General features: G+C 73.0%; 20 protein-coding genes and 1 pseudogene. 15 read left to right on the forward strand and 6 right to left on the reverse strand.

Annotated features, from left to right (window positions below):
- Nucleotides 1-14: 14 nt before the first annotated feature.
- Nucleotides 15-2484, reverse strand: a pseudogene (gene uvrA / locus BLU20_RS00540) (excinuclease ABC subunit UvrA).
- Nucleotides 2485-2581: 97 nt separating this feature from the next.
- On the opposite strand from uvrA, the gene purB reads away from it, so the two are divergent.
- A complete protein-coding gene (purB, locus tag BLU20_RS00545) occupies nt 2582-4057 on the forward strand; it encodes an adenylosuccinate lyase (protein ID WP_083371172.1) in 1476 nt (491 codons plus the stop codon).
- A 67-nt stretch (nt 4058-4124) separates the two neighbouring features.
- Entirely contained in the window at nt 4125-5714 is a 1590-nt protein-coding gene (locus tag BLU20_RS00550) for a Na+/H+ antiporter NhaC family protein (protein ID WP_083371173.1), read from the forward strand.
- Between the two features lie 23 nt (nt 5715-5737).
- Here BLU20_RS00550 and BLU20_RS00555 read toward each other — a convergent pair whose 3' ends face one another.
- Nucleotides 5738-7114 (reverse strand): SH3 domain-containing protein, encoded by a 1377-nt coding sequence (locus BLU20_RS00555; protein ID WP_083371174.1) that lies wholly within the window; start codon nt 7112-7114, stop codon nt 5738-5740.
- Nucleotides 7115-7191: 77 nt separating this feature from the next.
- The gene (locus BLU20_RS00560; RefSeq protein WP_083371175.1) at nt 7192-8181 is read right to left on the reverse strand and encodes a Ppx/GppA phosphatase family protein; all 990 of its coding nucleotides are present in this window, start codon (nt 8179-8181) and stop codon (nt 7192-7194) included.
- A 25-nt stretch (nt 8182-8206) separates the two neighbouring features.
- On the opposite strand from BLU20_RS00560, the gene BLU20_RS00565 reads away from it, so the two are divergent.
- Both BLU20_RS00565 and BLU20_RS00570 read left to right on the forward strand, forming a co-directional pair.
- A complete protein-coding gene (locus BLU20_RS00565; RefSeq protein WP_052366759.1) occupies nt 8207-8485 on the forward strand; it encodes a FitA-like ribbon-helix-helix domain-containing protein in 279 nt (92 codons plus the stop codon).
- Complete coding sequence (locus BLU20_RS00570) at nt 8482-8883, forward strand: type II toxin-antitoxin system VapC family toxin (RefSeq protein WP_083371176.1); 402 nt, start codon at nt 8482-8484, stop codon at nt 8881-8883. Before BLU20_RS00565 ends, BLU20_RS00570 begins: the two co-directional genes overlap by 4 nt.
- 16 nt (nt 8884-8899) lie before the next feature.
- On the opposite strand, the gene BLU20_RS00575 is transcribed toward BLU20_RS00570, so the two are convergent.
- The gene (locus tag BLU20_RS00575) at nt 8900-10228 is read right to left on the reverse strand and encodes a glutamyl-tRNA reductase (RefSeq protein ID WP_157270205.1); all 1329 of its coding nucleotides are present in this window, start codon (nt 10226-10228) and stop codon (nt 8900-8902) included.
- 84 nt (nt 10229-10312) lie between these two features.
- Between BLU20_RS00575 and hemE the strand changes: the two genes are divergently transcribed.
- The 7 genes from hemE (at nt 10313) to BLU20_RS00610 (ending at nt 17964) form a co-directional block, all read left to right on the forward strand.
- Nucleotides 10313-11347 (forward strand): uroporphyrinogen decarboxylase, encoded by a 1035-nt coding sequence (hemE, locus tag BLU20_RS00580; RefSeq protein WP_083371178.1) that lies wholly within the window; start codon nt 10313-10315, stop codon nt 11345-11347.
- The gene (locus BLU20_RS00585) at nt 11344-12807 is read left to right on the forward strand and encodes a protoporphyrinogen/coproporphyrinogen oxidase (protein ID WP_231959244.1); all 1464 of its coding nucleotides are present in this window, start codon (nt 11344-11346) and stop codon (nt 12805-12807) included. The genes hemE and BLU20_RS00585 overlap by 4 nt, the downstream gene beginning before the upstream one ends.
- Nucleotides 12808-13004: 197 nt before the next feature.
- Complete coding sequence (gene hemC, locus BLU20_RS00590) at nt 13005-13967, forward strand: hydroxymethylbilane synthase (protein ID WP_231959245.1); 963 nt, start codon at nt 13005-13007, stop codon at nt 13965-13967.
- Between the two features lie 87 nt (nt 13968-14054).
- Complete coding sequence (locus BLU20_RS00595; protein WP_083371180.1) at nt 14055-14957, forward strand: uroporphyrinogen-III synthase; 903 nt, start codon at nt 14055-14057, stop codon at nt 14955-14957.
- Nucleotides 14954-15943, forward strand: a complete 990-nt coding sequence (gene hemB, locus BLU20_RS00600) for a porphobilinogen synthase (protein ID WP_269457206.1) — start codon at nt 14954-14956, stop codon at nt 15941-15943. The genes BLU20_RS00595 and hemB overlap by 4 nt, the downstream gene beginning before the upstream one ends.
- Before the next feature lie 80 nt (nt 15944-16023).
- On the forward strand, nt 16024-17406 hold the full coding sequence (gene hemL, locus BLU20_RS00605) for a glutamate-1-semialdehyde 2,1-aminomutase (protein WP_083371181.1): 1383 nt from the start codon (nt 16024-16026) through the stop codon (nt 17404-17406).
- 63 nt (nt 17407-17469) lie between these two features.
- The gene (locus BLU20_RS00610) at nt 17470-17964 is read left to right on the forward strand and encodes a hypothetical protein (RefSeq protein ID WP_083371182.1); all 495 of its coding nucleotides are present in this window, start codon (nt 17470-17472) and stop codon (nt 17962-17964) included.
- Nucleotide 17965: 1 nt separating this feature from the next.
- Here the strand turns inward: BLU20_RS00610 and BLU20_RS00615 are convergent, their stop codons facing one another.
- On the reverse strand, nt 17966-18601 hold the full coding sequence (locus tag BLU20_RS00615; RefSeq protein WP_172828963.1) for an HdeD family acid-resistance protein: 636 nt from the start codon (nt 18599-18601) through the stop codon (nt 17966-17968).
- Between the two features lie 168 nt (nt 18602-18769).
- Between BLU20_RS00615 and BLU20_RS00620 the strand changes: the two genes are divergently transcribed.
- From BLU20_RS00620 to BLU20_RS00635, 4 genes are all read left to right on the forward strand, one after another.
- Complete coding sequence (locus tag BLU20_RS00620) at nt 18770-19081, forward strand: heavy-metal-associated domain-containing protein (RefSeq protein WP_052366756.1); 312 nt, start codon at nt 18770-18772, stop codon at nt 19079-19081.
- Nucleotides 19082-19216: 135 nt separating this feature from the next.
- Complete coding sequence (locus BLU20_RS00625; RefSeq protein ID WP_269457207.1) at nt 19217-19540, forward strand: metal-sensitive transcriptional regulator; 324 nt, start codon at nt 19217-19219, stop codon at nt 19538-19540.
- A gap of 22 nt (nt 19541-19562) precedes the next feature.
- Nucleotides 19563-19949 (forward strand): heavy-metal-associated domain-containing protein, encoded by a 387-nt coding sequence (locus BLU20_RS00630; RefSeq protein WP_083371185.1) that lies wholly within the window; start codon nt 19563-19565, stop codon nt 19947-19949.
- A gap of 72 nt (nt 19950-20021) precedes the next feature.
- The gene (locus BLU20_RS00635; RefSeq protein WP_083371186.1) at nt 20022-21608 is read left to right on the forward strand and encodes a SpoIIE family protein phosphatase; all 1587 of its coding nucleotides are present in this window, start codon (nt 20022-20024) and stop codon (nt 21606-21608) included.
- A gap of 54 nt (nt 21609-21662) precedes the next feature.
- On the opposite strand, the gene BLU20_RS00640 is transcribed toward BLU20_RS00635, so the two are convergent.
- On the reverse strand, nt 21663-24113 hold the full coding sequence (locus BLU20_RS00640) for a glycoside hydrolase family 10 protein (RefSeq protein WP_083371187.1): 2451 nt from the start codon (nt 24111-24113) through the stop codon (nt 21663-21665).
- Nucleotides 24114-24172: the final 59 nt, after the last annotated feature.

The following is a 24172-nucleotide window of genomic DNA, read 5'->3' on the forward strand; positions in this document are numbered from 1 at the left end:
CCGACGAGCGCCGGTCAGGTGCGCGTCGGTCGGCGCGCGGCGAGGTACGGCCCGGTGACGCTGCGGGGATCGGCGGCGACCTGCGCAGGCGTCCCCGTCGCGACCACCGAGCCCCCGTGGTCGCCGCCCCCGGGACCGAGGTCGATCACGCGGTCGGCCGAGGCGATCGCGTCGAGGTCGTGCTCGACCACCACGACGGTGTTGCCGGCGTCGACGAGCGCGTGGAGCTGGCGCATCAGGAGGTCGACGTCGGCCGGGTGCAACCCGGAGGTCGGCTCGTCGAGGAGGTAGAGCGTGTGGCCGCGCCGGGCGCGCTGCAGCTCGGTGGCTATCTTGATGCGCTGTGCCTCCCCCGCCGCTGAGCTCCGTGGCGGGCTGTCCCAGACGCAGGTATCCGAGACCCACGTCCCGGAGGGTCTGGAGGCTGCGCGCGGCTCCGGGAACGCCGGCGAAGAACTCCGCGGCGTCGTCCACCGAGAGGGCGAGGACCTCGGCGACGTTCTTGCCGTTCCACGACACCTCCAGCGTCTGGGCGTTGTAGCGGGCGCCGTCGCAGGTGGGGCACGGGCCGTAGGTGCCGGGCAGGAAGAGCAGCTCGACCTCGACGAACCCCTCGCCCTGGCACGTGGGGCACCGCCCGGCCTCGACGTTGAAGGAGAACCGGCCGGGCGCCCAGCCGCGCGCCCTCGCCTCGTCGGTGTCCGCGAAGAGGCGGCGGACGACGTCGAACATCCCCGTGTACGTGGCGAGGGTCGAGCGCGGGGTACGCCCGATGGGACGCTGGTCGACACGGACCAGGCGGCTGAACGCCTCCAGCCCGCCGACGTCCGCGACCTGCACCTCGAGCGAGTCCTCGTCGTCCTGCAGGCTCGCACCGAGGGCACGACGCACGACCTCGGCGAGCACCTGGCTGACCAGCGTCGACTTCCCGGAGCCGGAGACGCCCGTGACCGCGGTCAGGACGCCAAGCGGTACGTCGACCGACAGGTCGTGCAGGTTGTGCCGCGAGACACCGGTGAGCCGGAGCCAGTCGTCGGGCCTCCGCGGCTCACGCGCGGGTGCCTCCGCACGCCCGAACAGGTGCCGGCCGGTGAGCGACTCCTCGACCTGCTCCAGACCCGCCACCGGGCCGCTGTAGAGGACGCGCCCGCCACCGGCCCCCGCGCCCGGGCCGATGTCGACGACCCAGTCGGCCCGGCGCACCACGTCCATGTCGTGCTCGACGACGAAGAGGGAGTTGCCGGACGCCTTGAGCCGGTCCAGGACGTCGAGGAGCGGCGCGGCGTCGGCGGGGTGCAGGCCGGCGGACGGCTCGTCGAGGACGTAGACGACGCCGAAGAGACCGGACCTCAGCTGCGTGGCGATCCTGAGTCGCTGCGCCTCCCCCGGCGAGAGGGTGGTCGAGCGCCGACCGAGGCTCAGGTACCCGAGCCCGAGGCCGAGCAGCACGTCGATCCGCGCGAGCAGGTCGGCCGAGATCCGGACGGCCACCTCGGTCGTCTCGCCGGACGACGCCGCGGAGACACCCGAGGTGACGGCGGTCTGCTCGGCAAGCGGGCGCAGGACGTCGGCGACCTCGGAGAGGGCCATCGCGTTGACGGCGGCGATCGTCCGACCCGCGACCGTCACGTCCAGCGCGTCGGCCCGCAGACCGCTCCCGCCACAGGCGGTGCACGCCGCGCTCTCGGTGAACCGGAGCGCCTTGTCGCGCATCGTCTGGCTCTTCGAGTCCGTCAGCACGTGCATGACGTGCCTGCGAGCGCTCGTGAACCTCCCCTTGTACCCGCGGTCGAGCCGGTCGTTCTTCGACTCGACGAAGACCGTCGGCTGCTCCTCGGTGAACAGGATCCACTCACGGTCCTCGGGGCTCAGGGTGTGCCACGGCACGTCGACGTCGACGCCCAGGCCCGTCAGGACGCGTCGCAGGTTCGACCCCTGCCAGGCTCCGGGCCACGCCGCGACGGCCCCCTCACGGATGCTCAGGGTCGGGTCCGGGACCATCAGGTCGACCGTGACGTCGTGCACCGTGCCCAGCCCGTCGCACCGGGGACAGGCCCCGACGGCGGTGTTGGGCGAGAACGCCTCGGCGCCCAGACGTACCGCCCCCGCGGGGTACGTGCCGGCACGGGAGTAGAGCATCCGCACGAGGTTCGAGAGCGTCGTGATGGTGCCGACGGTCGAGCGCGAGCTCGGCGCCCCGCGCCGCTGCTGGAGAGCGACCGCGGGCGGCAGCCCCGTGATCTCGGTGACGTGCGGGGCACCGACCTGCTGCAGCAGACGGCGGGCGTACGGCGCGACCGACTCGAAGTACCGACGCTGCGCCTCCGCGTACAGCGTGCCGAACGCCAGCGACGACTTGCCGGAGCCCGAGACCCCCGTGAACGCGACGAGCGCGTCACGCGGGACGTCCACGTCCACGCCGCGCAGGTTGTTCTCCGTCGCGCCTCGTACCTGAACGAACCCTGGTCTTCCGGCGTCTACCACCGCTCCAACGTAACCGACGCCGTCCGCGGCCCACCCCGGCACCACGTCCGGCAGACGGACTGCCGAAGGACCGCGCCGTCGTGGGAGAATCGGCGCCGTGGCCGACAACACTGCGCAGACACCGACCGCCCGCACGTCCCTCGCCGACGTCTCCCCCGCGATCGCCCTGGGGCCGCTCGACGGCCGCTATCGCGGCGCCGTCGCGCCTCTCGTGGACCACCTCAGCGAGGCCGCGCTCAACCGCGAGCGCCTGCACGTCGAGGTCGAGTGGCTGATCACGCTGTGCGACGGCGTCGAGGGCGTCACGGACGGGCCCGTCGTCCCCGGCGCTCCCGGGCTGAGCGACGCCGAGCGCGCTTACCTGCGTGCGATCGTCACGGACTTCGACGCCGACGGGATCGCCGAGCTCAAGGAGATCGAGCGCACGACGGTGCACGACGTCAAGGCCGTCGAGTACTTCATCAAGCGCCGCCTGGTCGCCGCGCCCGACGCCCTCGGCGAGACGGTGCTGCCCGGGGTGGGCGAGCTCGTCCACTTCGCCTGCACGAGCGAGGACGTCAACAACCTCAGCTATGCGCTGATGGTCCGGGGCGCCGTCGTGAACGTCTGGCTGCCCGCCGCCACGGCGCTCGCCGACCAGGTCGCGGACATGGGGCGCGAGCACGCCGCCGTCCCGCTGCTCAGCCGCACGCACGGCCAGCCCGCGACGCCGTCGACCATCGGCAAGGAGCTGGCCGTCCTCGCGCACCGCCTGCGCCGCCAGCTGCGCCGGATCGCCGGCGCCGAGTACCTGGGCAAGCTCAACGGCGCGACCGGGACCTACGGCGCCCACGTCGTCGCCGTCCCGGGCGTGGACTGGCCCGCGGTCTCGCGGGCGTTCGTCGAGGGCCTCGGCCTGACGTGGAACCCGCTGACCACCCAGATCGAGTCCCACGACTGGCAGGCAGAGGTCTACTCCGACGTCGCGCGCTTCAACCGGATCCTGCACAACCTCGCCACCGACGTGTGGACCTACATCTCCCTCGGGTTCTTCACGCAGATCCCCGTCGCGGGCGCCACCGGTTCGTCGACCATGCCGCACAAGGTCAACCCGATCCGGTTCGAGAACGCCGAGGCCAACCTCGAGATCAGCTGCTCGCTGCTCGACACCCTCGCCGCGACGCTCGTCACCAGCCGCCTGCAGCGCGACCTCACCGACTCGACCACGCAGCGCAACATCGGCCCCGCGTTCGGGCACTCCCAGCTCGCGATCGACAACGTCTCGCGCGGCCTGACGGCGCTCGCGGTCAACGAGGCCCTGCTCGCCGAGGACCTCGACGCCAACTGGGAGGTGCTCGGCGAGCCGATCCAGTCGGCGATGCGCGCGGCCTCCGTCGCGGGCGTCCCGGGCATGGAGAACCCGTACGAGCGCCTCAAGGACCTCACCCGCGGGCACCGTCTGACCGGCGCCGAGATGCGGGAGTTCGTCGGGGGCCTCGGGCTGCCCGACGACGTCACCGCGCGCCTGCAGGCACTCACCCCCGGTGCGTACACCGGGATCGCGGCCCGGCTCGTCGAGGAGTACCTCGACTGACCTGCTTCGTGATGCCGGGTGTGCCAGCGCCCTCTAGCGTCGTCCTCACCCCAGCCGAAGGTGCGCCATGATCGAGTCCTACCCCGTCCTGACGCTGCTGCCCCCCGTGGTGGCGATCGTCCTGGTCGTGCTCACCAAGAAGGTCCTCGTCAGCCTCGGCGCAGGCGTGGTCACGGCGGCGTTCCTCGTCGCCGACGGGAACGTCCTGGAGACGCTGCGGCTGATCTGGGAGTCGTTCGCCGCGATCTTCTGGGCCGACGGCGCCGTCAACACCTGGTACGTGTACATCCTCGCGTTCGTCCTGATGCTCGGCGTCATCGCCGCGTTCATCATGATGTCGGGCGGCACGACGGCGTTCGCGGACTGGGCCGTCAAGCGCATCCACACCCGGCGCGGGGCACAGTTCCTGCCCGCGATCATGGGCATCGTCATCTTCATCGACGACTACTTCAACGCGCTCGCCGTCGGACAGGTGTCCAAGCCGGTGACGGACCGGCACAACGTCTCGCGGGCCAAGCTCGCCTACATCATCGACTCGACGTCGGCCCCGGTCGCCGTGCTCGCACCGTTCTCCAGCTGGGGTGCGTACATCATGGGGCTCCTCGCCCCGATCATCGCCGCCTCGACCCTGACCATGTCGAGCGTCCAGGCGTTCCTCGGCGCCGCGGCGTCGAACTACTACGCGATCGCGGCGGCCCTGACGGTCTGGATCGTCATCGTGTTCCGCATCGACCTGCCGCCCATGCGGCGCGAGGAGGAGCGGGCCGTCACCGAGGGACGGCCGTTCGCCGAGTCCGCCGAGATCCCCGGCGAGCTCTCCGAGGACCTGCCGGTCCACCGGCCCGGGGCCAAGCGCGCGCTCGTCGTGCCGTTCCTGCTGCTGGTGGTCGGCGTGATCGGCGGCATCGTCTGGACGGGCCACACGGCCTCTGGCTCCTGGTCGGCGGTCGACATCCTGGCCGAGACCGACACCACCGCCGCCCTGATGGTCGGCGGGATCCTCGGGCTCGGAGCCTCGATCTTCTACTTCGTGCGGTACACCCGACCCAACCCGTCGTTCTCCGGCGGAGAGTTCGGGCGGGGCTGGGCCGAGGGCATCCGGTCCATGGCCCCCGCCGTCGGCATCCTCGTCTCCGCCTGGATGCTCACCGGCCTGATCGAACAGCTCGGCACCGGCGAGTACCTCGGCGGGCTCGTCGAGGACTCCTCGGTCGGCGCCGGCTGGCTCGTCCCCCTCACGTTCGTGATCGCCGCCGTGATGGCCTTCGCCACCGGGACGTCCTGGGGCTCGTTCGCCCTGCTCCTGCCCCTGGTCGGCGGGATCATGAACACCGTCGGCGAGCCCGACCTGCTCATCCCGGCCCTCGGCGCCGTCCTCGCCGGCGCGGTGCTCGGCGACCACGCCTCCCCGATCTCGGACACCACGATCCTGTCGTCCACCGGGGCGAGCTGTCACGTGATCACGCACGTCCTGACGCAGATCCCCTACGCCGTCGGGGCGGCGCTCGCGGCGCTGTCCGGATACGTCGCGATCGCGCTCGGGGCGAACGTCGGCGTCGGGCTCGTCGTGGTGCTCGTCGTCCTGGCGGCGCTCGCGGTGGTCGCCCGGCTCGTCAGCCCGCCGATCGACGAGGCGGTCGGCGCGGCAGCCGAATGACCTGGCGTTCGCGCACGACGTCGCTACGGCCGTGACGACGACAGGTACTTGGTGTAGAGATACCCCGACTTCCCCGAGGCCTCGGCCCTGATCCAGCCGTTCGACGCCGTGCCGATCGGCCGCACCGCCTTCGCGTACGGCAGGGTGATCACCGGTGAGTACCGGGTCGACGGGCCCGAGCGCATCGGCATCTGGTCGAGGGTGACGTACGCGTACTCAGGGCTTCGTCGGAGGTAGTTCCGGTAGAGGTAGCCGGTCTTCCCACCGGCGGTCACCTTGACCCACGAGCCGCTCCCCGGCGCCTCGACGAGCCGGACGGTCGTGTTCTCGGCGAGCCGCGCGAGCACCGCCGTCGACGTGGACGGACCCGCCCGGAAGTTGAGGTTGTCGACGGCGACGAAGCGGTACGGCGACCCCGTGATCGACGTCGACGTCGACAGGTAGGTGGCATACACGTAGCCGGTCTTTCCTGCGGCTCGTACCTTGACCCAGCCGTCGCTCACCGTGCCGAGCAGGGCGACCGACGTGTTCTTGCTCAACGACCCGATGATCGCCGAGGACGTGCTCGGCCCCGCCCGAAAGTTCAACGACGAGATCCGCACGTACCGCGTCCCGATCGGCGTCTCGGAGGGAGACACGTAGTCCTTGTGGATCCACCCGGTCCGACCGTTCGCCGTGACCTTGCGCCAGGACCCGGATCCGTCGCCCGGCTTCGCGGTCAGCCGGGTGTTCGTCCCCAGCGTCGCGATGACGGCGTACGCGGTGCTCGGTCCGGTCCGGAAGTTCACCTTCGTCGTCGTGTAGTACGTGCACGACGACGGAACCGTCCGCGCGTAGTTGCGCGACGACAGGGTCGTCAGGTCGATCCCGCGCGCCTTGAGGAACGGCAGCGGGTCGGTGACCGTACCGCCGCTCCCATACCGCCCCTTCCAGATCTCGAGGTGCAGGTGCGGTGCGGTCGACGTCCCCGAGCTACCGACGTCCGCGATGTGCTGGCCCTTGGAGACCTTCTGGCCCACGCGGACCCGGGAGTCGCCGTCGATCACGTGACCGTAGACCGAGGAGAACTTCACGCCGTCGACCGTGTGGTCGATCACCACCCACTGCCCGAACCCGGCGATCGCGCCTGCGCGTGTCACCGTCCCTGCGGCCACCGCCCGCACGTCCGTCCCCGACGCAGCACCCATGTCCTGGCCGGCGTGGGACGTCGAGGCACCCTTGACCGGCATGCACCGCGGCCCGTAGTAGGACGAGAGCACGTAGGTCTTGTTCGGGAGGGGAGCCGCGACGGTGGTTGCCGCCGCGGCGGGGCCTGCCAGCGCCACGCCCACCACGTTGGGGACGAGCGCCAGGGCCACAGCCAGCAAAAGAGCGACGAGTCGGCGACGGGGAACACTCATGACGGAAACCTCAAGACGTGGATGCGGAGCGACACTGCTCCCTCGGCAGGCTAAGCCGCGACCGCGTCCGTCGCGCGTCAGAGCCGGTCGATGCGGCGCAGGATCGCGCCCTCCCGGAGCGCCCACGGGCAGATCTCGACCTCGTCGACGCCGAGCGCCTTCATCGTCTCGACCGCGACGACGGCGCCCCCGACGATCTGATACGTGCGCTCGGGGGTGATCCCGGGGAGCATCGCGCGGCCGTCCGGGTCGAGCCGTGCCAGCCGCGGCACCCAGTCGGCGAGCTGCGAGCGCCGCATCCGCCACCTCTCGTCGGGCCCGACCGCGTCGACGAGCATGCCCGAGAGCCGCGCGAGGGAGCGGAACGTCTTTGACGTCGCCACGACGTGGTCCGGGGGCGGGCAGGCCGCGAACTCCGCGACGACCGGGGCCAGCACGTCGCGGACGTGCTGCTTGAGGCCTTTGAGCTGGTCGCCCGTCGGTGGGTCGTCGTGCAGGAAGTCCATCGTCGTCCGGCCGGCGCCCAGCTGGACGGAGTGCACAAGGTCTGGCTCCTCGTCGACGCCGCAGGCGATCTCCAGCGACCCGCCGCCGATGTCGAGCACGAGGATGCGTCCCGCGCCCCAGCCGTGCCACCGGCGCGCGGCCAGGAACGTCAGGCGCGCCTCCTCGGTGCCGGCCAGCACCTGGACGGGCACCCCGGTGAGGTTCCCGACGGCGGCCAGCACCTCGGGGCCGTTCGCCGCCTCGCGCAGCGCCGAGGTCGCCATCGGCATCAGCTCGTCGACGCCTGCGGCCCGGGCCTGTGCGACCGAGTGCTCGACCGCGGAGAGCAGCGCGTCCACCCCCTCGTCGGAGATCGACCCGTCGGGCTGGAGATAGCGCATCAGGCGCACGACGGCGCGCTCCCCGCCGAACGGCACGGGGCGGGCACCCGGCGCGACGTCCATGACCGCCAGGTGCACGGTGTTGGAGCCGATGTCGAGGACGCCGAGGCGGAGGTGGTCTGCACTGATCACGCCGTCACCGTACGCGACGCGCAGTGCCGCCGCGGTAGCGTCGTGCATGTGCTGAGCATGCTACTTTCATGAGATGAGCATGCTCCAGGTGCGGAACCTCCCTCCGGACCTCCACGAGGCCCTGGCCGAACGGGCGCGCGCCGAGGGCGTCTCGATGTCCGAGTACGTGACACGCCTGCTGCGGCGGGACCTCGCGCGCCCGACGATGCGCGAGTGGGCCGCGCGCGTGGCAGCGGCTCCCGCGACGGTGCCGGCGTTCGACCTGCACCGCACGCTGGACGACGTCCGGGTCGAGTACAGCCCGGCCGCGGCACCGGACCAGGCACCGGCCGACACGGCTCCGTCGGCATGAGGCGTGCCGTCGTCGACGCAAGCGTCGCCGTGGACGCGCTCCTCCCCTCACCGCACCAGGCCGGGGCTCTGGCGCACCTCACGGAGACGGACCCGCTCGCCCCGGCGCTGATCGACACCGAGGTGCTCTCCGCGGTCGCCCGGCTCGAACGCGCGGGGATGCTGCACGGCTCACAGGCGGATGCCGCGGTCGCGGCCTGGACCGACGCGCCCGTCGAGCGGGTCCCGACGGAACAGCTCACCGGGCGAATCTGGGCGCTGCGTCACGCCGTCCGGGTCGCCGACGCCCACTACGTGGCGCTCGCACTCGCACTCGACGTCCCGCTCCTCACCAGCGACGGCCGGCTCGCGCGGGCCCCTGTCCCGGGACTGGCGGTGCTGTACGTGCCGCGGGCCTGACCTCCGCACCCTACGGTCAGCGCGCGAGGTCCTCGAGCACCCGCTCGACGGTGATCTGCTCGGGCGGCACGCCGTCGCGGACCGACGTCCGCACGCGGACGATCGCCCGGTGCAGGAGAGTCGCGGCGAACCGCCGCAGGGAGCGCTCGTGCGCGGCGCGGTCGGCGTCCGAGCTGAAGGTCGCGGCGCTGCGCCGGATCTCCGCCTCGAGGTCGGCGTCGATCCGCTCACGCAGGCGGACGATCACGCCATCGGCACCGCGGACGGCCTCCCGCGCGGCGAAGTCCTCCACGGCGGCACCGACGATCCGGTGCGCGGACCGCACCCGCGCGCTCGCCTCGCTCGGCGCGTGCGCGCGGACCGCGGCGAGGTCGAGCAGGAGCACGTCGGCCTCGTCGGCGATGGCCGGGTCGACGTCGCGGTGCAGCGCCAGGTCGAGGACCACGAGCCCGCGGGCGTCGGCGTCGTCACCGGCGACGGCTGCCGCCCGGGTCCGGGCCTGCACGACGGCGGCCGCGTGGACGAGGTAGCTGACCGACGCGCCGGCGTCGCCCGGGCCGGGGCCGCGGCGCGAGGTCCCGGAGCAGGAGATCACCACGTCGGCGTCCGCGAGCGCCGAGACGAGGTCGGTGGCGGCCTCGACACCGCGTGCGGCCGCGAACTCGGGGGCACGTCCGGAGGCCGACCAGACCCGCACGTCCGCGCACCCGCGTGCTCGGAGCGCCGCGACGGACGCCCCGGCATACGCACCGGTGCCGACGATCACGGCACGGGCCACGCGCCACGGCGGCACGGACGGCTCGGCGAGATCGAGCGCGACGGACACGACGGAGCGCCCGTCGGCGCCGAGGTGGGTCTGGGCGGCGACGTCCTTCGACGCGCGGCTGGCCGACTGGAAGAGGCGTTCGAGCGGGCCCGAGGTGGTTCCGGCGTCGTGCGCGACGGCGAGGGCCCGGCGCACCTGGCCGGCGATCTCCCGCTCCCCCAGGACCATCGAGTCGAGGCCAGAGGCCACGTCGAAGAGGTGGGTGACGACGTCGCGTCCGGTCCGCACGGTGAACGCGCCGACGGTCTCGTCGAGCGTGACGCCGGACGCCTCGGCCACGAGCTGCGCGACCTCGCGGGCAGCATGTTCTGCGGCGAGGTCGGTGATCCGCCCGCCACCGGCCAGGTGCTGGCCGGTCAGGTCCAGGTACACCTCGAACCGGTTGCAGGTCGAGATCACGACCGCACCGGAGATCGCTTCGCACGAGCGGACCGCCGACCCTGCCACGCGATGCCCTCCGGACGAGAGGAGTTCGAGGGCGTCGAGATCGAGGTCGTGGTGGCTCGCCGTCATCGACATCAGCACCACAGTGCTTCGATTACACCATTCGCCACGATCAACGGCAGAATCGCTTGTGTGAGTCTTCCCGAGCGCCACCCCCTGATGTCCGGCACGACGACGCGTTCCCCACTGGTCCGTGCGATCCACGGCGACAGGCCTGGAACGACGCCGATCTGGTTCATGCGACAGGCCGGACGGTCCCTGCCCGAGTACCGCGAGCTGCGCTCCGGGACCAAGATGCTCGACGCCTGCCTGGACCCGGAGATGGCGTCGGAGATCACACTGCAGCCGGTCCGCCGGCACGGTGTGGACGCGGGCATCTTCTTCTCGGACATCGTCGTGCCGCTGCGACTGGCCGGGGTCGAGGTCGAGATCGAGCCGGGCGTCGGCCCGGTCATGGGCCAGGCGTGGCGCACGGCCGACGACGTCGCGCGCCTCGTGGACCGCGAGCTCACCCCGGAGTCCCTCGCCCCGATCACGGAAGCCGTCGAGCGGACGGTCGACGCGCTCGGCGAGACTCCCCTGATCGGCTTCGCCGGTGCGCCGTTCACGCTGGCCGCCTATCTCGTCGAGGGACGCCCGTCGCGCGACCACCTCGCGGCACGCGCGCTGATGCACGCCGACCCCGAGACCTGGGAGCGGCTGACGACGTGGGCTGCCGACGTCACCGGCGCCTTCCTGCGCGCCCAGGTGCGGGCCGGGGCCAGCGCCGCGCAGCTCTTCGACTCCTGGGCCGGCTCCCTCTCGCGCGCCGACTACGAGGCGGGCGCAGCGCCGTCGTCGGCCCGTGCGCTCGAGCACGTGCACGACCAGGGCGTGCAGGTCATCCACTTCGGCACCGGCACCGAGCACCTGCTGCGGTCGATGCACGCGGTCGGCGCCGACGTCATCGGAGTCGACCACCGCACGCCGCTCGACGAGGCCGAGGAGATCCTCGGCGGCGACGTCCCGCTGCAGGGGAACATCAACCCCGCGCTGCTGACCGCCCCGTGGCCCGTGCTCGAGGCCCACGTCCGCGACGTCGTCGAACGCGGCCGGGCCGCGCCCGCACACGTGGTGAACCTCGGGCACGGCGTCCCCCCGACGACCGACCCGACCGTCCTGACGCGCGTCGTCGAGCTCGTCCACTCGCTGTGAACCACGTCCCCTCGCCGCGCCCGCCCGCCGAGACCGTGTGGGACGCCGTCGTGGTGGGCGCGGGGGTCGCGGGGCTCACGACCGCGTTGCGACTGACGCAGCGCGGGCTGCGGGTGCTCGTCGTCGAGGCGGAGAGCCGGTGCGGCGGCCCGGTGGCGGGTGGGACGCTGACGAGGCCGGCCGCACGACGGCGCCCGGAGGCCGGCACCGAGATCGACGTGGGCGCGGAGTCGTTCGCCGTGCGGGGACGGGCGATCGGCGCACTGGTGTCCGAGCTCGGGCTAGAGGTCGTCGAACCCGCCGGCGGGACGGCCTGGATCCACACGCCCGAGACCGACTTCCCCCTCCCGGCCGCCGGGATCCTCGGTATCCCCGCCAACCCGGGGGCCGACGACGTACGGCGCGCCATCGGCTGGCGGGGCACCGTCCGGGCGGCTCGCGACCGCACCATGCCGGCCGAGGTCGTCGACACCCGGAGTCTCGACGCGTTCGTCCGCTCGCGCTACGGCGACCGCGTGACCGACCGGCTCGTGGCCCCGGTCGCCACCGGCGTGCACTCCGCACCGTTGTCCGCTCTCGACGTCGACGCGGTCGCACCAGGGTTGCTCGAGGCCTACTGGCGCGAGGAGTCGCTCGGCAAGGCCGTGGCGTCGCTGCGGGCCGCCGCCCCGGCAGGGTCCGCAGTCCGCGGCGTCGTCGGTGGGATGCACCTGCTCGTCAGGGCGCTCGTCGACGCGATCACCGCCGCCGGGGGCACCATCCAGACCGACGCCGACGTCATCGACGTCTCCCGGGACCACCACGAGCGGTGGGTGCTGAGCCTCGCCGGTGCGGGAAGGATCCGCACCCCGCGGCTCGTCGTGACGACCCCGGGTGTCGCCGAGCGTGTGCTCGGAGCGGGCCCGCAACGGCCGAAGGGCACCGACATCCGGCTGGTCAGCCTGCTCGTCAACGCTCCGGCTCTCGACGACGCACCGCGCGGCACCGGCGTGCTCGTCGCCCCACCCGCAGGAGGCCTGCCGGAGACGGCCAGCACCGCGGCACTCGGCTCCGGCGAGCCCCGTGCGAAGGCGCTCACGCACGCGACCGCGAAGTGGCCGTGGCTCGCCGAGCGGGTCCGCGAGACGTTCGGCGAAGGCCGCCACGTCGTCCGACTCTCCTACGGCCGGCTGGGCACCCGCACGCCCAAGGTGACCGTCGAGGAGGCAGCCTCCGACGCCTCGATCCTGCTCGGCACCGACCTGACCAAGCACGACGTCGTCGAGGGACGGCTCAAGACCCGGTGGAAGGGCACCCTGCCGCCGCCCACCCCGGGATACCGGGAGGCTGTCTCGGCGTACGCGGGTCGCGTCGACGCGATCAGCGGGCTCGTCGTGACCGGGTCGTGGCTCGCTGGCACCGGGCTGGCGAACGTCGTGGCGCACGCGGACGAGGCGGCGGACCGGCTGCTCGCCGAGTGACGGCCCGGGGGCTGCGCGGTCGGTACGCAGATCGGCACGTCCTGGCCCTCGCGGCGCCCCGAGTGGCACGTCCTGGTCGTGAACCGGAGCCCATGAGGACCACAACGTGCCGCTCGGCAGCGGGACCGCGACAGAACGTGACGCTCGGCACCGGCCAGCGGGTCGACGCGCCCCGGACCGCGCGAGATACTGACACCGTGACTCTGCGCGTCGGAACCCGAGGCTCGACCCTCGCCATCACCCAGTCCGGGCACGTCGCCGAGCGACTCCGCGAGCTCACCGGCCGCGAGGTCGCGCTGGAGCGGATCCGCACCGACGGTGACGTGCTGACCGGCCCCCTGGCGCAGATGGGCGGCACCGGCGTGTTCGTCACGGCGATCCGTGCCGCGCTGCTCGACGGCCGGGTCGAGGTCGCCGTGCACTCCCTGAAGGACCTGCCCACCCAGGGCGTCGACGGGCTGCACGTCGTCACTCCGCCGCGCGAGGACCATCGCGATGCCCTCTGCGCCCGGGACGGGCTCGACCTCGCCACGCTCCCTGACGGCGCCCGGGTCGGCACCGGCTCACCCCGCCGCGCCGCGCAGCTGCTCGCGCTGCGGCCCGACCTCACGATCGTCGACATCCGCGGCAACATCGAGACGCGGCTCGCCCGCGCGCAGGGGCCGGACGCCGACCTCGACGCCGTGGTGCTCGCCGCCGCGGGTCTGCGCCGCACGGGACGCGCGGACGTCGTCACCGAGTTCCTCGACGCCCCGGACGTCCTGCCCGCCCCGGGCCAGGGGGCGCTCGCGGTCGAGGTCCGCACCGACGTGCTGGCCGACGCCGGACTCGCCACCGCGCTCGAGGCTCTCGACGACCGCGCCACGAAGCTCGCGGTGACCGCCGAGCGTGCCCTGCTCGGCACGCTGGAGGCAGGCTGCGCCGCGCCGGTCGGCGCGCTCGGCACCCTCGACGGCGACACCCTGCACCTCGCCTCGGCCGTGGTGCGCACGGACGGCACGCAGCGCCTCGCGCGCTCGGCCTCCGTGACCCTGCCGACGGACACCACGGCGCATCGCACCGCCGCGCACGACGCCGCGGCCCGCCTCGGCGCCGACCTCGCCCGGGAGCTCCTCGCCGCGGGAGCGGCGGAGCTCGCCGAGCTCGGTCCCCGAGGCTGACGTGCACGCCTCCGGACGTCGCGAGACGACGCGCCCACGGTGTGAGCGCCCGCGACGTCGGCACCGGGCGCACGGAAGAGTGGCCGCGTGACCGAGCTGAGCCCCGACCGTCTCGACGGCGTGACCGTACTGATCCCGCGCTCGCCGTCCCGGGCCGCGGCGCTCACGGACCGGCTGCAGGCCCGCGGGGCCCGCGTGATCGTCAGTGCCGTGATCTCCCGGGCTCCGATCGAGGACACCGCGCCGGTCGACGACGCCGTCACGCGTCTCCGCGAGGGCGGGTTCCGGTGGGTGGCGGTGACGTCGGTCAACGCGATCGACGAGCTCGTGGCGGCCGCCGCCCGGCAGGCGACGACCCTGGCGGAGATACCCGTCCGGTGGGCGGCGGTGGGCCGCGCGACCGCCCGCGCGCTGGAGGCGACCGGGGTCGAGGTGGCGTTCCGGCCGACGGAGGCGTCGGGAGCGGCGCTCGCGGCCGAACTGCCCGGCGAGCCGGGCGACCACGCGGACCAGGCAGACGCGACGGTGGCGCCGAGCGTCCTTCTCCCGCTCGGAGACCTCGCGACGCCGACGGCCGCCGTCGGGCTGCGCGAGCGAGGCTTCGACCCGCACGTCGTCACGGTCTACCGCACCGTCGCGCACCCGGTCTCGCGGGAGGCCGCCGAGGCCTGGCAAGCCGGGGACGTCGACGTCGTGGTGCTGACGTCGGGCTCGGTCGCCCGCGAGGTGGCCTCCCAGCTGGGACCCCACGCCTGCGTGGCCGGGGTGACAATAGGAGAGCCGACGGCACGCGCCGCCCGCGACGTCCACGTGCGTGTGGACGAGGTGGCGGCGAGCGCCGACGACGACGGACTGGAGGCCGCCGTGCTCGACGTGATCGCGGCACGGCTCGCGGCCGACACCCCGGAGCACGGCGACACCGCCCTCGCGCCGGAGGACGAGGTCCTTCCGGTCCGCACGCCGCACCTGACACCGCAGGAGGAACTGTGATCGATCGCCCGCGCCGTCTGCGCACCACCCCCGCGATGCGCCGGATGGTGGCCGAGACCCGGCTGCACCCGGCCGACCTCGTGCTCCCGCTCTTCGTCCGCGAGGACCTCGACGCGCCGCAGCCGATCACGTCGATGCCCGGCCAGGTGCAGCACACCGAGGCGACGCTGGCCGACGCCGTCCGCGCCGCGTGCGCCGCGGGAATCGCGGGGGTCATGCTCTTCGGCATCCCGGCCCACAAGGACGCGACGGGCAGCGCGGGCGACGACCCGGACGGCATCCTCAACCGCGGTGTCCGCATCGCGCGCCGCGTCTCCGACGAGGCCGTCGCCGCCGGCGGGACGGGCGTCGTCGTCATGGCCGACACCTGCCTGGACGAGTTCACCGACCACGGCCACTGCGGCGTGCTCGACGACGCGGGCCGGGTCGACAACGACGCCACCCTCGACCGGTACGCCGCACTGGCCGTCGCCCAGACGCGAGCCGGTGCCGACGTCGTCGCGCCGTCGGGAATGATGGACGGTCAGGTCGCCGTGATCCGCGAGGCGCTCGACGCCGCCGGGTTCACGGACGTCAGCATCCTCGCCTACTCCGCGAAGTACGCCAGCGCCTTCTACGGCCCGTTCCGCGAGGCGGTCGACTCGTCGCTGACGGGTGACCGGCGCACCTACCAGATGGACGCGGGCAACGGCCGTGAAGGGCTGCGCGAGGCGGATCTCGACCTGGCCGAGGGCGCGGACCTCGTCATGGTCAAACCCGCGGGCTCGTACCTGGACGTGCTCGCCGACGTCGCGGCACGCTCGGACGTCCCCGTCGCCGCGTATCAGGTCTCGGGCGAGTACGCGATGATCGAGGCGGCGGCGGCGCACGGGTGGATCGACCGTCGGAGCGCCGTCCTGGAGTCGCTGGTGGGCATTCGACGCGCCGGCGCGTCGATCGTGCTGACCTACTGGGCTCTCGAGGCCGCGGACTGGATCCGCGCGTAGGCGACGGCTGCGGGTCGACGCCGGACCGGCCCGGAGTCACCGCTTCGACAACGACGCCCCACCGGACGGACAATGGCCCCATGACCGAACCCACCGCTGCACTGGCTGCCGCGACCGCGGCGGCGATGTCCTCCTCCGACAACCACTCGGCGTTCACGCGCGCGCAGGCGGTGCTCCCGGGCGGGGTGAACTCCCCGGTCCGCGCCTACGGCTCCGTCGGCGGCGACCCCCGGTTCCTCGTCTCGGCGAGCGGTCCCTGGGTGACGGACGTGGAGGGGCGCGACTACGCGGACCTGGTGTGCTCGTGGGGCCCCGCGCTGCTGGGGCACGCGCACCCCGAGGTCGTCGCTGCCGTCCAGGAGGCGGCGGCGCGCGGGCTCTCGTTCGGTGCACCGACGGTGGCCGAGGCCGAGCTCGGGGAGGAGATCCGTCGCCGGGTCCCCGCCGCCGAGCGCGTGCGCCTCGTCTCGACGGGCACCGAGGCGACCATGACGGCGGTGCGTCTCGCCCGCGGGTACACGGGCCGCTCGCTGATCATCAAGTTCGCCGGCTGCTACCACGGGCACGTGGACTCGCTGCTCGCCGAGGCCGGTTCGGGCGTCGCGACCCTCGCGCTCCCCGGGTCGGCGGGCGTCACCGCGGCCAGCGCTGCCGAGACGCTCGTGCTGCCGTACAACGACCTGGCCGCCGTCGAGGAGGCCTTCGCCACGCGTGGTCACGAGATCGCCGCGGTCATCACCGAGGCGAGCCCCGCGAACATGGGGGTCGTCCCACCCGAGCCGGGCTTCAACGAGGGGCTCCGCCGGATCACGGCCGAGCACGGCGCCCTGATGATCATGGACGAGGTGCTCACGGGGTTCCGCGTGGGGCCGTCGGGCTGGTGGGGCTACGAGAACTCGATCTCCCCGTCACCGGCGGGCGGCCCGGCGTACACCCCGGACATCTTCACGTTCGGCAAGGTCGTCGGCGGCGGTATGCCGATCGCCGCCCTGGGCGGCTCCGCCGCGGTGATGGACCACCTGGCCCCCACGGGGCCGGTGTACCAGGCGGGCACGCTCTCCGGGAACCCGGTGGCCGTCGCCGCGGGCCTGGCGACCCTCCGGCTCGCCGACGACGCCGTCTACGCCCGCGTCGAGGAGGTCTCCTCGATCCTCGCCCGCGCGCTCGGCGAGGCGTTGGCCGCCGAGGGCGTCCCGCACGTGATCCAGCGGGCGGGATCGCTCTTCTCCGCGTTCTACGGCCCGACCGTCGTCGACGGTGTCCGCGACTACGCAACCGCCCAGTCGCAGGAGACGTTCCGCTACCGCGCCCTGTTCCACGCGATGCTGGACGCCGGGGTGAACCTCCCGCCGTCGGTCTTCGAGGCGTGGTTCGTCAGCGCGGCGCACGACGACGCGGCGATCGACCGGATCCTGGCGGCCCTGCCGGGTGCCGCCCGGGCCGCCGCGGAGGCCAAAGCCTGAAGTTGTCTCACAGTGCTGACAGGGGGCTGACACGCACCCTGCCTGCGTGGCATTCTGATCGGCGTGACAGCGCCGACGCCGCACGACCTCGCCAGGACGATCCTCGCCCAGCCGCCCTACGGCCGCCCCACGTACCGGGCGCTGACGGCCGAGGACGGGCCTCCTGCGCCCGGGTTCATGATCACGGCCGCGACGCCGACGACGTCGGACCCCCAGCTGGTCGCGGCCGTTCCGGGCATCCGATGGCTCGTCGCGTTCATGAACTACACGGCACGTGACATCTCCGGGCTGACGGGGGACCTCACCGGCTCGGAGGTCGCGGTGCTTCCGGGTGCGGTGTTCGGCGCCGTGGGCTCGTTCCGCCCCGAAGGCGCGCCGTTCGACGTCCTCGTCGCCGCCGAGATGGTGCGCGAGCCGATGCCCGACCCCGTCTGGCCCGCGGACAACGCCGGGATGGAGCGGATGGTGCTCGAGGCGCTATTCGCGCCGAGCCTTCCCAGCACGGAGGACCCGGCCAAGTACACCGGGCCCTTCGCGTGGGAGACACCGCAGGGCTGACTCAGCCCTCGATGATCTCGCCCTCGATCACTTCACCCGGGCCGGACTTCGCCGCAGGCCCCTGAGGGCCGTCGTCCCCGAGCTTCCGCATCCGGAAGCCGAGCGCGATCATCGCGATGCCGACCGCGACGGCGAACGCGCCGATGATCAGCGTCATCACGGCCAGCGTCGTCTCGGGGTTCACCACGCACACGATCGCGAGCGCGATGAGCAGGATGCCGCTGATCGTCCCCCAGACCCACGACGCCCCGGCGCGGCGGCGCATCCCCAGGCTGGCGATCAGCTGGAAGACGCCGATGATGAAGGCCCAGAGGGCGATGAGGATCAGGACGATGCCGAGCGTGATCTCGGGGAGGAACAGCAATACGAGGCCGAACCCGATCGCGACGACCCCCATCCCCGTGTTGAGGCTCCCGACGCCGGTCCCGCGGCGCCGGATCCCGTCGATCAGGCTCGCGATCCCGTCGACGATCACGAAGATCCCGAAGACCTGGACAAGCGCGGGCGGTGTTTCGAGCGGCGCGAAGAGCGCGACGAGACCGAAGAGCACCATGATGACGCCACGAATGACCGGCCAGTACCAGATCTGCCGTGCGAGGCCCGCGAAGTTGGTCCCGCCTGCCGCCATGTACGTCATGCCTTCTCCTTCAGCTCCGAGCGGCCGACCCGGCCGCCGTCCCATCATGGCGGATCGTGCCGGTCCCGCGCCTGCGCGGCGCGCGCCGAGCGTCGGACGGGGTGGAGTAATACGGTGGTTCGGTGCGGCAGGTCCCGCCGCACGGCACTGAGGAAGGGTGTGGGGTCGATGTCCACCGTGACGGAGCTGCGGGTCGAGGGAATCACCGGTGTCGACGAGGTGGCGCGCGTCCAGGCGGCACTGCGCGAGCACCCCGAGGTGAGAGACGTCATGGTCGAGCTCGTCCCTGACGCTCCCGCCCGGGTCAGCGTCGTCACCCTGGAGATGCTCAACGTGGCCAAGCTGCGGCACGCCGCGCGCGACGCCGGGTTCACCGTGGTCGAGGCGTCCGTGACGCGGGACGCCGAGGCCGCCGCCTTCGCCGCACAGGCCCACGCCCGGCAGACCGCGCACTCCCGGGCGGCGCACGTCGCCGACTAGCGGCGCGCCTGGTTCCCGGATTCCGCACGTTCTCAACAGAACGCCACCACGGGAGAATACCCCTCATGGGTATCTTTTCCCGATCGCGAGCGGTATCGTGGGAGGCGCACAGCACCCCTGCCCACGAAGGACATCGTGACCACGCCCGAGACCTCTCAGCCGACCGCTCCCGAGCCGCCGCACGGGTACACGTCCGACAAGGACGCGTACCTGCGTCGCATGCGCCGCATCGAGGGCCAGGTGCGCGGCATCGCCCGGATGATCGAGGACGACACCTACTGCATCGACATCCTCACCCAGGTCTCGGCGGTGACCAAGGCGCTTCAGGCGGTGAGCATCGGTCTCGTCGGCGACCACCTCGGCCACTGCGTCGTCGAGGCCGCCCGGTCCTCCGACGACGAGGGCGCCGCCAAGGTCGCCGAGGCCTCCGAGGCCATCGCGCGCCTCGTCCGCAGCTGACACACCCACCGAAGGAGCCCTCATGACCACTGTCACCACGCTCGGTATCAACGGCATGACCTGCGGATCCTGCGTCGAAGGCATCACCTCCGACATCACCCAGGTCCGCGGCGTCGAGAACGTCCTCGTCCAGCTCCGCTCCGGGGCGACGTCGAGCGTGACCGTGACCTCGGACGACCCGCTCGACGAGGCCGAGCTGCGCGGCGCGATCGACGAGTCGGGGTACCAGCTTGCGTCGTTCGCCGTCCAGGAGAACGCCGAGGCCGCCCAGTCGGCGGAGCACGCGGCGAGCCGCGAGGCCCAGCGCCTCTTCGGCGGCGGCGCCGCCACCGCCACCCTCCCGCTCGTCGCGGCCGCCGCCGCAGCGAACGCCGACGGCGGTTGCTGCGGCGGCGGATGCTGCAGCTGAAGACTCCCTCACAGCGTTGCGATTCCAGGCATCCTGGCGCCTGCACGCCCTCGGGGAACCTATTCTGAGCACATGACATCTTGGTTCGACGCCGTCGCCGCAGGCAGCGACACGGGTGACCTCGCCTGCGCGACCGACTGGGCCGCCACTCCGCTCGGCCCGCCGGACACCTGGCCGGCCGGGCTGCGCGCCGCCGTCGAGATCTGCTTCACCACCCGCTTCGCGGTCCTCGTCACGTGGGGCCCCGAGCTGACGATGATCTACAACGACGGCTATCGGCCCATGCTCGGCTCGGACCTGCACCCGCGCGCGATGGGCGCTCCTGCCGCCGAGCTCTGGGGCGGGGTCTGGAACGAGATCGGGCCGCTCTTCGAGACGGTGATGCGCTCCGGGCAGCCCACCTGGGACGAGGACTTCCCCCTGCTGATGAACCGGTCCGGGTACCCGGAGGAGACAACCTTCACGTTCTCCTACAGCCCGCTCCGTGACGAGACGGGCACCGTCCGCGGGGTGCTGGACATTGCGACCGAGACGACGGAGCACGTCGTCGACAGTCGGCGGCTCCAGACGCTGCACGCCCTGTCGACGACGATGCACCAGCACGGGACGGAGGCGCTCGAGTCGCTCGCCAAGGCCGCCGTCGACGTCCTCGCCGGGTCGGCCGACGTCGGGGGTGTCAGCATCCACGTCGGCGAGGTACTGATCGCCGGGATCCCCGGGCACGACGAGGAGGCGACGTCCGCCGCACGCGACTTCGTCCGCCGCTTCGCCGCCCCGCAGCGCGTGGGCTACACGGCCGTCCACCCGCTCTCGACGACCGGTGACAACCGCCTGGTCGGCAGCGTGACGATCACCGGGAACGAGCGACGGCCGTTCGACGCCGGGCAGTGGGAGTTCCTCGCGCTCCTCGCCCGCACCACGGGCACGGCGCTCGTCCGCGCCGACGCCCTGCAGCGCGAGCTGACCCGCGCGCTCTCCGTCGGCAACGCCCTCCAGGATGCGATGGCCCCGACCCCGCTGGCGTCGCCGCGCTGGCAGACCCGCTACCGTCCGGCCGACCGCCGGCTGTCGGTCGGCGGCGACTGGTTCGACGTCGTCGAGCGTGAGGACGGCACCTCGGCGCTCGTCGTGGGCGACTGCGTGGGGCAGGGCCTGGACGCCGCCACCCGGATGGGCCGGCTCTCCAGCGCCGGGAGCGCCGCGCTCCACAACGCCACGGCCCCTGCCCGGACGCTCACGATCCTCGACCGCTACGCCGCGTCGCTCGCCGGCGCCGAGTACGCCACGGTGTTCTGCGGCGTTGTGGACCCGGCGGCGCGCACGCTCGTCTACTCGAGCGCGGGCCACCCGCCCGCGCTTCTCGTCCGTCCCGACGGCACCTTCCGCTGGCTCGACGAGGCCCGCGGCATGCCGCTGACGCTCGGCGGCGAGCGCACGGAGGCCCAGGTCGGGCTGGGCCCGGGCGACACGGTGATCCTCTACACGGACGGACTCGTCGAACGCCGGGACGAGTCGCTGGTCGCGGGACTCGAACGCCTCGCAGCCGCCGCGGTGCCAATCTGCTCGGGACCCGTCGAGACGATTCCCGACCGGCTCCTGGCGGCCCTGCTGCCCGACGGCGCGCACGACGACGTCGCGATCGTCGCCTACCGCGCATAGCCGGCCGCGCCGGGGGTCCCGGTGCGGCCGGCCGTGTCGAACGCGTCGGTCGGGTCAGCCGACCTGGTCGAGCCAGCGACCGTACATCGCGAGGTCACGCTCGACGTCGTCGACGAAGACCGCCGCGCCTGGCTCTGACACGTCGGCCCGGCCGATCCGGTCAGCCGCCTTGTCGAGCGCTCGCTGCGCGTGCGAGACCTTGCCCGAGTCGAGGAACTTCGCCGCGTTCTTGAGCTGGGCGTCGACCGACGACGACGTGCCCTTGTCGACGCAGGCGTCCCGCGCCCCCGCGACTCGCTCCCGCAGCGCGTCGAGGCCGACGACCGTGGCACCGACCCGGTCGGCGTGCGGCACGACGGCATCGGTGCGGAACGGCCCGTCGGCCAGCGCCGCCGCCTGCTCGTCGGTGAGCTGGTTGTAGGCGAACAGCGCCGCCCCGTCCGAGCCCGCGTCGACCACCGACGCGACCTGGTCCAGCATCGTCTGCGGCGTCGAGCCCCGGAACGGGCCGTACGTCGCGGTGTAGAGCAGGTTCTCGTTGGTGACCCGCTCCCGCATGGCGAGGGTGTCCGCGCCGACGGAGTCCGCCGACGTCCCGAACGTCATCCCGGTGAGGAAGTCGACGAGCCCCTCGTCGGCCCACGCGCCCCAGTTCTGGAACTTCTTCTCCAGCCCGTCCGAGGGGTTCGCGAAGACGGCGGCCGAGAGCTGGACGTCCGGAGCCTCGGACTGCTGCAGCTCACGCACGCCGCGCACGAACGACGTGACGTTCTCCTCGCGCCAGGCGTTCCAGTCTGCCCACGCGTCGTCGTCGGGCGAGAGCTCGTACGGGTCGACGCCGAACTCGGCCTCGAACGCCGAGCGCGAGTAGTCGCTGTACGAGAATCCGGCCGTCTCCCACGGGAGGGAGACCGGGTAGCGGATGTAGTCGAGGTGCACACCGTCGACGTCGTAGATCCCCATCAGCTCGGCCAGGAGGTCCGTGACGTACTGCCGGGCCTCGGGGATCGCGGCGTCGAGGAAGTAGTAGCCCGGCTCCCGCGACGACGGCATCGGGCTCGTGGCACCCACGTCCTCACGTTCGACCGCGGCCCACTCGGGGTGGACGCTGAGCACCGGTCCGGGCCCGTCGGTGGCCGCGTCGGACCCGACGTAGAAGCTGTGGACCCACGGGTGCAGCTCGATCCCGCGGGCGTGCGCCTCCTCGATCCACACCTGCAGCGGGTCGAACCCGACCATCGAGGGCCGCTGCGCAGCGACCCCCGCCTCGGCGGCGACGGCGGACGGGTAGATCGTGGTCCCCTGGAAGATCGACTCGAGGAACACGATGTTGAAGCCCGAGGCGTCGATCCGGTCGAGCGTCGTCCGGATCTGCGCGGGCGTCGTCTCCTCCGGTCGCACCCAGACCCCGCGCCCCTCGGCCGCGCGGGACTCCGCGGTGCGGTACCGCGCGGTCGCGGCGCTCGACGACGCACGGTCGGCGAGCTCGGTGGCGGCTGCGGCGTCCGATGCTGCCGCGGCCTCCCGGGCGTCCGCGAGCAGCGTCTCGGCGTCGGCGAGATCCGCTGCGGCCTCCGCCTCGGAGAACATGACGCAGGACGCGTTCGCGTCGTCGATCGCCGTGCCTGCGGCGAGAACCGCCTGCTCGGCACCGTAGATCGCGGCACGCTCGTCCACGGTGACCGTCAGCTCGTCCCCGTCGAGGACGACCGCCGCGCCGACCGGAGCGTTCGCCTGGAGCCAGGTGCCGCGTGACCCGTGGCCGGAGAGGACCGTCCCGTCGGCCGGGATCTCGCTGTCGTTGCCCCCGGCACCGACGACGATCCCGTCGACGACGCGCACCTCGAAGCCGTAGTCGTTGGTCCCGGTCTGCGTCCGACCCGAGCCGCCCGTGTAGACGACGAGCTGCTCGGCACCGCGGCAGCCCGGGTAGCACTCACCGCTGGCCGGGTCGACCCCGGGTGGGTTGTTCTCCGCGCTGGGGTCGACGACGTCGACCGTCGTCGTGGCGCTGCGGCTGACCACCTCCTCGAAGCGGACGACGTCGCCCGCGCTCACCTCGTCGCGCAGGATCGCCCGGACGTCGGGCGAGCCACCCGGCGAGACGGACAGGACGAGACCGTCGGCCGGGATCTCGTTGCCCCCCGCACGCCAGGACGGGTCCGCGCAGGTCGAGAGCGCCGTGCACACGCTGCTCACCTCCCACGCCCCGACCTCGTCCGTGGGCACGAGGACGGCCTCTGCGCCCCACGGGTTCGTGTTGGTCGCGGTCCCGAACGCCGGGGTGTACACCGCGACGGCGCCCGAGGTCCTGCTCGGCGGGTCGACGGCGCTCACGGCGAGCTCGGTCCCGCCGGCCGTGACGGCGACGTCGCCGACCTCCGGCGTGCCGTCAGAGGTCACCGCGCCCGCAGGGAGCGCCACCACGCCCGCGGCGAGGAGGCTGCCCAGGAGGGCAGAGACCACCCCCGTGCGGGCGCGCCACAGTCGTCGACTCTCGGTCATCGTTGATCCTCTCGTCATCGAGGGCCTCTCCCCCGGAAGGTGACCGCGACGGACACCGT

The organism is Paraoerskovia marina (assembly GCF_900105445.1).
Lineage (GTDB): Bacteria > Actinomycetota > Actinomycetes > Actinomycetales > Cellulomonadaceae > Paraoerskovia > Paraoerskovia marina.

What these genes read in the sequence shown, in the direction of transcription:
- BLU20_RS00570 (WP_083371176.1), top strand. Translation starts at nt 8,482, where the DNA reads ATGAGGCGTGCCGTCGTCGACGCAAGCGTCGCCGTGGACGCGCTCCTC.
- BLU20_RS00640 (WP_083371187.1), bottom strand. Translation starts at nt 24,113, where the DNA reads ATGACCGAGAGTCGACGACTGTGGCGCGCCCGCACGGGGGTGGTCTCT.
- BLU20_RS00630 (WP_083371185.1), top strand. Translation starts at nt 19,563, where the DNA reads ATGACCACTGTCACCACGCTCGGTATCAACGGCATGACCTGCGGATCC.
- BLU20_RS00565 (WP_052366759.1), top strand. Translation starts at nt 8,207, where the DNA reads ATGAGCATGCTCCAGGTGCGGAACCTCCCTCCGGACCTCCACGAGGCC.
- BLU20_RS00635 (WP_083371186.1), top strand. Translation starts at nt 20,022, where the DNA reads ATGACATCTTGGTTCGACGCCGTCGCCGCAGGCAGCGACACGGGTGAC.
- BLU20_RS00560 (WP_083371175.1), bottom strand. Translation starts at nt 8,181, where the DNA reads ATGCACGACGCTACCGCGGCGGCACTGCGCGTCGCGTACGGTGACGGC.
- BLU20_RS00550 (WP_083371173.1), top strand. Translation starts at nt 4,125, where the DNA reads ATGATCGAGTCCTACCCCGTCCTGACGCTGCTGCCCCCCGTGGTGGCG.
- BLU20_RS00620 (WP_052366756.1), top strand. Translation starts at nt 18,770, where the DNA reads ATGTCCACCGTGACGGAGCTGCGGGTCGAGGGAATCACCGGTGTCGAC.
- hemL (WP_083371181.1), top strand. Translation starts at nt 16,024, where the DNA reads ATGACCGAACCCACCGCTGCACTGGCTGCCGCGACCGCGGCGGCGATG.
- BLU20_RS00555 (WP_083371174.1), bottom strand. Translation starts at nt 7,114, where the DNA reads ATGAGTGTTCCCCGTCGCCGACTCGTCGCTCTTTTGCTGGCTGTGGCC.
- hemE (WP_083371178.1), top strand. Translation starts at nt 10,313, where the DNA reads ATGTCCGGCACGACGACGCGTTCCCCACTGGTCCGTGCGATCCACGGC.
- BLU20_RS00615 (WP_172828963.1), bottom strand. Translation starts at nt 18,601, where the DNA reads ATGACGTACATGGCGGCAGGCGGGACCAACTTCGCGGGCCTCGCACGG.
- BLU20_RS00575 (WP_157270205.1), bottom strand. Translation starts at nt 10,228, where the DNA reads ATGTCGATGACGGCGAGCCACCACGACCTCGATCTCGACGCCCTCGAA.